Source organism: Planobispora rosea (assembly GCF_014648175.1).
Lineage (GTDB): Bacteria > Actinomycetota > Actinomycetes > Streptosporangiales > Streptosporangiaceae > Planobispora > Planobispora rosea.
Genome location: NZ_BMQP01000086.1, coordinates 1 through 10,740 on the forward strand (window position 1 = coordinate 1; position 10,740 = coordinate 10,740).

At 69.9% G+C, this 10,740-nt stretch carries 7 protein-coding genes; 3 read left to right on the top strand and 4 right to left on the bottom strand.

Annotation, left to right across the window (positions count from 1 at the left end; translation table 11 throughout):
- From IEZ08_RS38195 to IEZ08_RS38205, 3 genes are all read right to left on the bottom strand, one after another.
- Positions 1-929: arginine deiminase (locus IEZ08_RS38195; RefSeq protein ID WP_189244153.1), on the bottom strand; the 929-nt coding region annotated here is incomplete at its 3' end.
- Positions 926-2,365, bottom strand: coding sequence for an amino acid permease (locus IEZ08_RS38200; protein ID WP_084780015.1), 1,440 nt, complete (start codon positions 2,363-2,365; stop codon positions 926-928). The genes IEZ08_RS38195 and IEZ08_RS38200, both read right to left, overlap by 4 nt.
- Before the next feature lie 471 nt (positions 2,366-2,836).
- Positions 2,837-3,745 (bottom strand): F0F1 ATP synthase subunit gamma, encoded by a 909-nt coding sequence (locus tag IEZ08_RS38205; RefSeq protein ID WP_189244154.1) that lies wholly within the window; start codon positions 3,743-3,745, stop codon positions 2,837-2,839.
- 178 nt (positions 3,746-3,923) lie between these two features.
- Between IEZ08_RS38205 and IEZ08_RS38210 the strand changes: the two genes are divergently transcribed.
- From IEZ08_RS38210 to pflA, 3 genes are all read left to right on the top strand, one after another.
- On the top strand, positions 3,924-4,886 hold the full coding sequence (locus tag IEZ08_RS38210) for an Acg family FMN-binding oxidoreductase (protein ID WP_068923085.1): 963 nt from the start codon (positions 3,924-3,926) through the stop codon (positions 4,884-4,886).
- 222 nt (positions 4,887-5,108) lie between these two features.
- Complete coding sequence (pflB, locus tag IEZ08_RS38215) at positions 5,109-7,370, top strand: formate C-acetyltransferase (protein ID WP_189244155.1); 2,262 nt, start codon at positions 5,109-5,111, stop codon at positions 7,368-7,370.
- Entirely contained in the window at positions 7,336-8,163 is an 828-nt protein-coding gene (pflA, locus tag IEZ08_RS38220) for a pyruvate formate-lyase-activating protein (protein ID WP_084780014.1), read from the top strand. Before pflB ends, pflA begins: the two co-directional genes overlap by 35 nt.
- 10 nt (positions 8,164-8,173) lie before the next feature.
- On the opposite strand, the gene IEZ08_RS38225 is transcribed toward pflA, so the two are convergent.
- Positions 8,174-10,489, bottom strand: coding sequence for a phosphoketolase family protein (locus IEZ08_RS38225; protein ID WP_068923084.1), 2,316 nt, complete (start codon positions 10,487-10,489; stop codon positions 8,174-8,176).
- Between the last annotated feature and the right edge of the window lie 251 nt (positions 10,490-10,740).

Sequence of the window (10,740 nt, forward strand, 5' to 3'; positions counted from 1 at the left end):
GTGTCGCCCGGCTCGATCGTGTAGGACGGCAGCATGCCCAGACCGGCGAACTTGGTGAAGGTGTCCACGTTCACCTGCGTCATGACCGTGTCCAGGTGCATGAACGCCCGCGCCTTCGGCATGTTGAGTGCGACGATCTTCTTGGCTGCGCCCTCGGCGAACAGCCGGGTGGCGAGCGTCTCCACGGCCTGCGGCTGGGTGCGCTCGCTCATCCCGACCAGGACGGCGCCGTGCCCGATGACCAGCACGTCCCCGCCCTCGATGGTGGCCGGGGCGGCGGCCATGCCGGGCATCCACACGTGGTAGCCGCCCTCGGTGTCCGGCCGGTCGTAGCCGGAGGCGAACATCGGGTGGTAGCGGTAGATCGCCTCGTAGTTGACCGTCTCCCGCTGGCGGGCTTTCTTCTTCATCGCGTTGATGGACACCCCGCCGTAGATCCAGCAGGAGGTGTCCCGGGTGAACAGGTGGTTGGGCAGCGGCGGCAGCACGAAGCCGTCCATCTCCAGCACCCGGAAGGCGACGCTCTCGGGCTCGCAGCCCAGCTCCATGATCTCCCGTTTGGTGATGCCGCCGGTCAGGAACCGCGCCAGCATGGCGGTGTCCAGGCCGTCGAGGGTGTTGCGGATCGCGTCGGTGGCCATCGGCCCGAAGAAGCGCTCGTCGACGCCGCCGTCGAGGATGTGCTTGCGGGCCTCGGGGAGATCGACGGTGGTGCGCAGCAGATCGGTCAGCAGGTGCACGGTGATGCCGCGGTCCCGCAGCACCTGCTGCCATTCTTCGTGCTCCTCCACCGCGCGCTGCACCCACAGCACGTCGTCGAAGAGCAGGTCGTCCTTGTTGGACGGGGTCAGCCGCTTGAGCGACAGCTCGGGCTTGTGCAGGATGACCTGGCGGAGCCGGCCGACCTCGGAGCCGACGTGGAAGTTCATCGGAGTTCTCCTGTGGAGATGTGCTTGGTTTCCTTCGGGCCGTACTCGCCGCGCGAGGCCTTGACCCAGATGTAGACGGGGATGCCGGCCAGGAGCATGAGCGTGCCCTGGAAGACCGCGTCGCTGCCGGCACCGAAGATCATCCAGAAGGTGAACAGCAGGGCTGCGACAGCCAGCGTCAGGTTCCAGCCCAGCCCCTTCCCGCTGACCTGACGCTCGCCGGTGACCAGCCAGAACAGCTGGGCGGCGGCGGAGAACAGGTAGGGCACGACCGTGGTGAAGGTGGCCAGCAGCAGGATGGTGTTGAAGGCGTTCTCGGCGGCGAAGGCCATCACGAAGGTGATCGAGGTCAAGACCGTGCCGACGACGATGCCGACCCAGGGCACGTTGCCGCCGCGCATCCGGGTGAACATCTTCGGGAACAGCCCGTCGCGGGCGGCGGCCATCGGCATCTCCGCCACCAGCAGGGTCCAGCCGTTCAGCGCACCGATGCCGGAGATGATCGCGAAGGCGGCCATCACCATGCCCCAGGCGCTGCCGCCGAACATCGCGTTGATCGCGTCGGCGAAGGGCGCGGTGGAGTTCACCAGCTTCTCGTGCGGGACGGTGCCGAAGACCGCGACGGTGCCGAGCATGTACAGCGCCGCGCAGGCCAGGGTGCCGTAGACGCTGGCACGGCCGATGTTGCGCGCGGGGTCCTTGACCTTCTCGGCGGCGATGCTGGCGCTCTCCACGCCGGAGTAGGCGAACAGCACCAGGGCTGCGGCCACCGAGACGGCGCCGATCCACGAGCCGTCGGTGGCGTTGAACGGGCCGAAGTTGTCGGCCTGGATGAAGAACAGGCCGACGATCGCCACGAAGATCAGCGGAGCGAACTTCAGGACGGTCGTGATCAGCTGGAAGGCGCCCATCTTGGTGACGCCCGCCAGGTTGATCAGCGCGGGGATCCACAGGCCGATCAGCCCGATGACCACCTGGGCGCCGGTGCCGCTCCAGTCGAGGCCGAAGGCGGCCTCGGCGAAGTAGACGACGTAGCCGACCCAGGCGACGGCGATGCCCGCGTTGCCGGCCCAGGCGGTGATCCAGAACGACCAGGCGTTGAGGAAGCCCGGGAACTCGCCGAAGGAGTCCCGGGCGTAGGCGTAGGGCCCGCCCGAGGCCGGGATGCGCCGGCCGAGCCGCCCGAAGACGACGGCCAGGGCCAGCGAGCCGAGGGTGACGATGCCGAACGCCAGGATGCTGACCGTCCCGAAGGCCGCCAGCGAGGCCGGGAGCAGGAAGATCCCAGTACCTACGATGTTGCCGACGACCAGTGCGACGGCTTGCGGCAGCCCCAGGCGGGTGCCCTTCTCGGCGCGCGGGGCCGTTCCTCCCGCCGCTGCGGTGTGATCGGCGACGGCCACTCCGGGGAGTAGTCCGCCTTCTGTCTTTTTCATGGTGTTTCCCGATTGACAGTGATGCGACCACCTGCCCGGTCGGCGGTGGCCCTCTCGGCATGGACGGCGCGGTGGCCGGTGACCGTCCCAGGTCTCATGTGACCCGTGGTGCGTCTGCCCAACAGCCGGGAATCTGTCATCATTTGACCTTTTCCTTCGACCCCACGTCGCAGGAAAACGGCCCTGACCGATGGGACTTCCGTCCCTCTTTCTCCCGCTCGCTCCTGGCCGCCCGCCCGGAGGCCGAGCACGGGGACTGCGCGCCGGAGGCTTTCCGCTACCGAACGCGGCGAGACCCTCGGTCAGCGAAGTGACGGAAGGTCAGCCGCCGCGCCGCGCGTGCGTGGCGGCTGACGGAGTCACCGCCGACGCCTCCCAGGGACGGAAGCGCCACGGCCATGACGGCCATGACGGCCGTAGTCCCGCTCCCACCGGCCGTGCGGACTTCGCCCCATCCCTCGCGCAGATCCCTCACCGCCTGCTTGAATCCGACAGCGCGGCGGCTCCGCCGACGATCTCGGTCAGCTCGGTGGTGATCTCCGCCTGGCGGGCCGCGTTGGCCTGGCGAGTCAGCTCACCGATGATCTGTCTGGCGTTCTCCGTGGCCGCCATCATCGCGGTGCGCCGGGCAGCCTGCTCAGCTGCGGCCGAGGTGAGCAGCATGTGCCAGATGAGGGCATTGACGTATTTGTGGAGCAAACTGTCCAGGACCGCGTCGGCAGAGGGCTCGAAGGCGAACGGCGCCCGCGGAGACCGCTCCCCCGGGGGACCAGCTTCTTCCTCCACCTCGATGGGCAGAATCCGCCGGACGGTCGTGCGCTGGGTCAGCATCGAGACGAACTCGGTGAACACGACGTGCACCTCGCCCACCCCGCCCGCCCGGGTCGGCGTGTCATAGGCTCCGACCAGTTCCTCGCCGATCTCCGCCGCCGCGCCGTACGACGGCGCGGCTGAGATCTGCGTCCACTCGCGCACCACCGGGCGGCCCCGGAAGCGGTACCACTCGATGCCCTTGCGGCCGGTCAGATAGAAGAGCGGCTCCTTGCCCTGCTGTCGCAGAAGGGCGGCCAGCGCCTCCCCCTGCCGGAGCACGTTGTTGTTGTAGCCCCCGCAGAACCCCCGGTCACCGGTGATCAGCAGGACTGCCACCCGCGCGGTGTCGGGCCGGAGGTCGAGCAGTGCGTGATCGGCACTCGTGTGGTGGCTCAGCAGGGTAGAGACCGCTCTGGCGATCTCGCGCGCATACGGCTCCCCCGCCGCAGCGCGATCCCGGGCCTTCGACACCCGGGAGGTGGCGATGAGTTCCTGCGCCCGTGTGATCTTGGCTATGGAGCGGACGGAGCGGATCCGCTGCCGGATCACCCGAAGTTGCCCTCCCACCGCGCGTCTCCCCCAGATATTCGTAAAAAGTCATGACACTCAGTGACTGCCACCATCCCCGATCCCCGTCCTTCCCAATCCCGCAGGTCCTGTGGTCCGGAGGTCCCGCGCCGCCGGGACCTTCGCCTCTGCCCGCGGCCGACGGCGATGCACCAACCTCGTGGCAAGGAGGTTCACCATGCTCAACCCACTGGCCACGCACGCCGGAACGCGCCGTCTCATCACCGCCGCCGGCACCGCGCCCTCGGTGCACAACACCCAGCCGTGGCGTTTCGTCGTCCGCAACCGGGAGTACATCGAGCTCCACGCCGACCCGGAGCGCTGGCTGAGGGTCGCCGACCCGCGCGGCCGCTCCCTGCGAATCAGCTGCGGCGCGGCCCTGTTCAACCTCCGGCTCGCCCTGCGCGTCAGCGGCCACCGGCCGGTCACCTGGTCCGCCCCGGCCATCGGGGACGGCTCGCCCACCCTGCTGGCCGCCGTACGGCCCACCGCCGCCGCGCCCGTCTCCGAGGCCGAGCATGACCTGTACGCGGCGATCACCACCCGGCGCACCAACCGCCAGCCGTTCGCCGACGCCCCCGTCCCGCGGGCGGTCATGGACGAGCTGACCACCGCGGCCCAGATGGAGGGCGCCGGCCTGGTCTCCCTGCGTGGCCCGGCCGTCTCCGCGCTGCTGGAGGAGATCGCAGCGGCCGAGGAATCACTCACCGGGGACCGCGGCTACCGCGCCGAGCTGACCCGGTGGACCTCCGGGCAGTCATGCTCCGACGGCGTGCCGCCCTACGTCCAGGGGCCGCGGCCGATCGGCGACCTCGCGCCCGTCCGCGACTTCGCGCGGGTGACCCGGGAGCGGGTCCGCTTCGAGGCCCACCCCCAGCTCGTCGTCCTGACCACCCCCGGTGACGGCCCGACCGACTGGCTGCGCGCCGGCCAAGCCCTGCAGCGCCTGCTGCTGGTGGCCACCGTGCGCGGCCTGTCCGCCTCGTTCCTCAACCAGCCGCTGGACCTGCGCGACATGCGCCGTCACACCGATCCCCGGCATCCCGGCGGCCATCCCCAGATGATCGTCCGTCTCGGGTACGGCCCCGCCGTACCGCGCGCCCCGCGGCGGCCCGTCCCCGAGCTGCTCCGGGCGGCGTGACCCGCTCCGGGCGGCCCCGCACGCGCTACCGCGCGGAACCATGACCCCGCACGATCCGATCCGCCGGACGTGCGGGGTCACACGTTCCGCGCCCGCTGGAGGGCCATCGGGCTCCCGCCGCTCGTGACCAAGGTCCCCCGCCTCGGGGACGTCTTCCTCCGGTCGTCCGGAGCCCCGCTGCCGAAGATGGAATCGCCACCGAAGTTCGCAGGAGGTTCCGTCATGAGCATCACCCTTGAGGTCGGGCGCGTCGCCGGGGAAGGCGCCTGGCGCGGCTTCCGCGGAGGCGTCTGGCGCTCGGCCATCGACGTGCGGGACTTCGTCCACGCCAACTACACCCCCTACACCGGGGACGAGAGCTTCCTGGCCGGGCCCACCGAGCGCACGCTGGCCGTCTGGAACCGTCTGACCGCCCTGTTCCCCGAAGAGCGAGCACGCGGCATCTACGACGTGGACGCCTCGACCCCGTCCTCGATCACCTCTCACGCCCCCGGCTACATCGACCGGGACCGCGAACTGATCGTCGGCCTGCAGACCGACGCCCCGCTGAAGCGGGCGATCATGCCCAACGGCGGGTTGCGGATGGTCGAGAACGGGCTGGCAGCCTACGGGTACACGCTCGGCCCGCAGGTCAGGGAGATCTTCACCAAGTACCGCAAGACACACAACGCCGGCGTGTTCGACGCCTACACCCCGCGAATCCGGGCGGCCCGCCGTTCGGGTGTCATCACCGGCCTGCCCGACGCGTACGGCCGCGGCCGGATCATCGGTGATTATCGACGTGTCGCCCTTTACGGCGTAGATCAGCTGATCGCGGCCAAGAAGGCGGAGCTGGCCACCCTGGACGACGCGCCCTCACGCGAGGACGTGATCCGCGACCGGGAGGAGCTGGCCGAGCAGATCCGTGCGCTGAGTGAGCTGGCGCAGATGGCCGCCGCCTACGGCTTCGACGTCTCCGCCCCCGCCACGACGGCGCAGGAGGCGATCCAGTGGCTGTACTTCGGCTATCTCGCGGCCGTCAAGGAGCAGAACGGCGCCGCCATGTCGCTGGGCCGTACCTCCACCTTCCTCGACGTCTACCTCCAGCGCGATCTGGAGGAGGGGACGATCGACGAGACGCGCGCCCAGGAACTGGTCGACGACTTCGTCATCAAGCTGCGGATCGTCCGTTTCCTGCGCACCCCCGAATACGACCAGCTGTTCTCCGGCGACCCGACCTGGGTCACCGAGTCGATCGGCGGCATGAGCTCCGACGGCCGTCCCCTGGTCACCAGGACCAGCTTCCGGTTCCTGCAGACCCTGCACAACCTCGGCCCCGCGCCCGAGCCCAATCTGACCGTGCTCTGGTCTCCGGACCTGCCGGAGGGCTTCAAGCGCTTCTGTGCCCGGACCTCCATCGAGACGAGCTCGATCCAGTACGAGAACGACGGGCTGCTGCTCCCGGTGTCCGGCGACGACACCGCCATCGCCTGCTGCGTGTCCGCCGCGCCGGTGGGACGGCAGATGCAGTTCTTCGGGGCCCGGGTCAACCTGGCCAAGACCCTGCTGTACGCGATCAACGGCGGCCGCGACGAGATCACCGGTGAGCAGGTCGGCCCGGCGCTCCCGCCGCTCACCGGCGAGTACCTCTCCTACGGGGAAGTCGCCGCGGCCCTGGACCGGATGATGGACTGGCTGGCGGAGACCTACGTCGACGCGCTCAACGTCATCCACTACATGCATGACAAGTACGCCTATGAGCGCATCGAGATGGCGCTGCACGACTATCCGGTCAAGCGCACCCTCGCCTGCGGCATCGCCGGTCTGTCGGTGGCCGCCGACAGTCTGTCGGCCATCAGGTACGGCGGCGTGCGGGTCGTCCGCGACGAGACCGGCCTGGCGGTCGACTACGTCGTCGAGGGCGACTACCCGGCTTTCGGCAACGACGACGACCGGGTCGACTCCATCGCGGTGGGGCTGGTGCGCAGCTTCATGGAGAAGATCCGCGGGTATCCGTCCTACCGGGGCGCCGAGCACACCCAGTCGGTGCTGACCATCACCTCCAATGTGGTGTACGGCAGGCACACCGGCAACACCCCCGACGGCCGCCGCGCGGGCGAGCCGTTCGCCCCGGGCGCCAACCCGATGAACGGCCGGGACCGGCACGGCATGGTGGCCTCGGCGCTGTCGGTCGCCAAGCTCCCCTACGACCAGGCGCAGGACGGCATCTCGCTGACCAGCACGGTGACGCCGGGCGGGCTGGGCCGTGGCACCGCCGAACGGATCTCCAACCTGGTGGGCGTGCTCGACGGCTACTTCGACGCCGGCGGCTTCCATATGAACGTCAACGTCCTCAACCGCGATGTCCTGCTGGAGGCGATGGAGCACCCTGAGAAGTACCCGCAGCTCACCATCCGCGTCTCCGGCTACGCGGTCAACTTCGTCCGCCTGACCAGGGAGCAGCAGCTCGATGTCATCAACCGCACCTTCCACGGCTCGGTCTGACGGGACCCGGCCCGGCCGCCCGGCCGGGCCGGGCACCGGTCCCACCACCGGTCGCGGTACGGCCCCCCTCACCGGTTCCGTCCACTCCTGGGACATCTCCACCGGGGTGGACGGGCCGGGCACCCGCTTCGTGGTGTTCACCGCCGGGTGCCCGCTGCGCTGCCTGTACTGCCACAACCCCGACACCTGGCGGCGGCGCAGCGGCACCCCGACCACCGCCGAGGAACTCATGGCCCGGATCGCCCGCTACCGCAGGTTCATCCAGGTCGCCGGGGGCGGCGTCACCGTCAGCGGCGGCGAGCCGCTCCAGCAGCCCGCCTTCACCGCCGAGATCCTGCGCCGCTGCCGCGAGCTGGGCCTGCACACGGCACTGGACACCTCCGGCTTCCTCGGCGACCGCGCCACCGACGCGATGCTCGCCGACACCGACCTCGTCCTGCTGGACGTCAAGTCCTGGGACCCCGCGCTCTACCGGCGCCTCACCGGAGGCGACCTGGCCCCCACGCTGCGCTTCGCGCGCCGCTTGGCGGAGCTGGGCAGGCCTGCCTGGATCCGGTTCGTCCTGGTGCCGGGGCTGACCGACCTGGAGGAGAACGTCGAGGGGCTGGCCCGCTTCGCCGCCGCGCTGCCCAACGTCGAGCACATCGACGTCCTGCCGTACCACCGGATGGCCGAGGGCAAGTACGCCGCGCTCGGCCTGCCCTACCCCCTGCCTGGCGTCGAGCCGCCGGACGCAGGGCTCCTGGAGCGGGTGCACGCACGCTTCCGCGACCACGGCCTCGACACTCGTTGAGCTCAGTCGATCAATGCGTCCAGGTCCAGTCTCGGATGTCTGCTGGATCCTCACCATGCTGGCGGGTGTGAGCCCGCGCGTGCAGGCGGGCGTCGAGCATCTGCTGACGCAGATGCGCGGCGGTGGTGCCCAGTCCCGGAACCCGGTCGATGACGTCGACGACCAGGTGGTAGCGGTCGATGTCGTTGAGCATCGCCATGTCGAAGGGCGTGGTGGTGGTGCCCTCCTCCTTGTAGCCGCGCACGTGGATGTTGTGGTGGCCGGCGCGGCGGTAGGTCAGGCGGTGGATCAGCCAGGGGTAGCCGTGGAAGTTGAAGATGACGGGCCGGTCGGTGGTGAACAGGGCGTCGAACTCGGCGTCGGGCATGCCGTGCGGGTGCTCGGTGGGCGGCTGCAGGCGCATGAGGTCCACGACGTTGACCACCCGGACCTTGAGGTCGGGCAGGTACTGGCGCAGCAGCGCGGCGGCGGCGAGGGTCTCCAGGGTGGGCACGTCCCCGGCGCAGGCCAGCACCACGTCCGGGGTGGCGCCCGCGTCGGTGGAGGCCCAGGGGATGATGCCCAGGCCGCGGGTGCAGTGCACGATGGCCTCGTCCATGGTGAACAGGTCCAGCACCGGCTGTTTGCCGGCCACGATGACGTTGACGTAGTCGCGTGAGCGCAGGCAGTGGTCCCCGACCGACAGCAGCGTGTTGGCGTCCGGCGGCAGGTAGACCCGCACCACCTTGGCCTTCTTGTTGACCACGACGTCGAGGAAGCCCGGGTCCTGGTGGCTGAAGCCGTTGTGGTCCTGGCGCCACACGTGCGACGACAGCAGGTAGTTGAGCGAGGCCACCGGGCGCCGCCAGGGGATGTCGTGACAGGCGTCCAGCCACTTGGCGTGCTGGTTGAACATGGCGTCCACGATGTGGATGAACGCCTCGTAGCAGTTGAACAGGCCGTGGCGGCCGGTCAGCAGATAGCCCTCCAGCCAGCCCTGGCACAGGTGCTCGCTGAGCACCTCCATGACCCGGCCGCCGGCGGCCAGATGCTCGTCGGTGGGCAGCACCTCGGCGTTCCAGGCCCGGCCGGTGACCTCGAACACCGCGTTCAACCGGTTGGAGGCCGTCTCGTCGGGGCCCATCAGCCGGAAGGTCTGCGGGTTGGCCGCCATGATGTCGCGCAGGAAGGCGCCCAGCACGCGGGTGGGCTCGCTGTGCTGGGCGGCGGGGTCCTTGACCTCCACGGCGTAGCGGCGGAAGTCCGGGATGGCCAGCGGGCGCAGGATCTCCCCGCCGTTGGCGTGCGGGCTGGCGCTCATCCGCCGCGGCCCGTCGGGCACCAGGTGCATGATCTCCGGCACCGGGCGGCCGTCGGCGTCGAAGAGCTCCTCGGGCCGGTACGAGCGCATCCACTGCTCCAGCATCGCCCGGGCTCCGGCATCGTCACGGACGTTGGCCAGCGGCACCTGATGGGAGCGCCAGGTGCCCTCCACCGGCAGGCCGCCGACCTCGGCCGGGCCGGTCCAGCCCTTGGGCGACCGGAGGATGATCATCGGGAGGCGGTCCGCCCGGCCCTCTTTGTACTCGGCGATCTGGTCGAAGACGGCCCCCAGAGTCTGCTGCATCAGCTGGTGCATGGCCGCCGGCTCGTGCCCGGACACGATGTGCGGGCGGTAGCCGTACCCCTCCATGAGCTTGATCAGCTCGGCTTCGGGAATCCGGGACAGCACCGTCGGGTTGGCGATCTTGTAGCCGTTCAGGTGCAGAATGGGCAGCACCACGCCGTCGCGGGCCGGGTCGAGGAACTTGTTGGAGTGCCAGCTGGCGGCCAGCGGGCCGGTCTCGGCCTCACCGTCGCCGACGACGCAGGCGACCACCAGGCGGGGATTGTCGAAGGCCGCGCCGTAGGCGTGGGCCAGGGCGTAGCCGAGCTCACCGCCCTCGTGGATCGATCCGGGCGTCTCGGGGGCCACGTGGCTGGGCACCCCGCCGGGGAAGGAGAACTGCCGGAACAGCTGGCGCATCCCGGCCGTGTTCTGCGGGATGTCGGGGTACTTGTCGGTGTAGGAGCCCTCCAGCCAGGCGTGCGCCACCGCCGCCGGCCCCCCGTGCCCGGGCCCCGCAATGTAGATCATCTCCTGGTCGCGCTCCAGGATGACCTGGTTCAGGTGCGCGAAGCAGAAGTTCAGGCCAGGGGTGGTGCCCCAGTGCCCCAGCAGGCGCGGCTTGATGTGCTCAGCGGCCAGCGGCTCGCTGAGCAGGGGGTTGTCCAGCAGGTAGATCTGCCCCACCGACAGATAGTTGGCGGCGCGCCAGTACGCGTCGATCCTCTGTAGCTTCTCCATGGGCACGACCTTTCCCGTTTTCATCTTGATCACGTAGAGGATTTGGTCCCCACCATCGGGGCCGACGTGCCCGCTGCGTCTCCGGCGTGCGTTCCGATCGGTTCCCCGGTCTCGCCCGGGGCCTCCGCCGCGCGGGGAGGCCCTTTCCGAAAAGCGAACGCCCGTCCCCTGTCTTTTGAGGGGACGGGCGCCGCGCGGGCGGTCACTTCAGGATCGGCAGTCGCTTGACCAGGGCGGTCCTGCTCCACCAG

Bases quoted from the DNA above. Each gene is read 5' to 3' on its own strand.
- pflB (WP_189244155.1), top strand. From the start codon at position 5,109: ATGAGCATCACCCTTGAGGTCGGGCGCGTCGCCGGGGAAGGCGCCTGG.
- IEZ08_RS38225 (WP_068923084.1), bottom strand. From the start codon at position 10,489: ATGGAGAAGCTACAGAGGATCGACGCGTACTGGCGCGCCGCCAACTAT.
- pflA (WP_084780014.1), top strand. From the start codon at position 7,336: ATGTCATCAACCGCACCTTCCACGGCTCGGTCTGACGGGACCCGGCCC.
- IEZ08_RS38200 (WP_084780015.1), bottom strand. From the start codon at position 2,365: ATGAAAAAGACAGAAGGCGGACTACTCCCCGGAGTGGCCGTCGCCGAT.
- IEZ08_RS38210 (WP_068923085.1), top strand. From the start codon at position 3,924: ATGCTCAACCCACTGGCCACGCACGCCGGAACGCGCCGTCTCATCACC.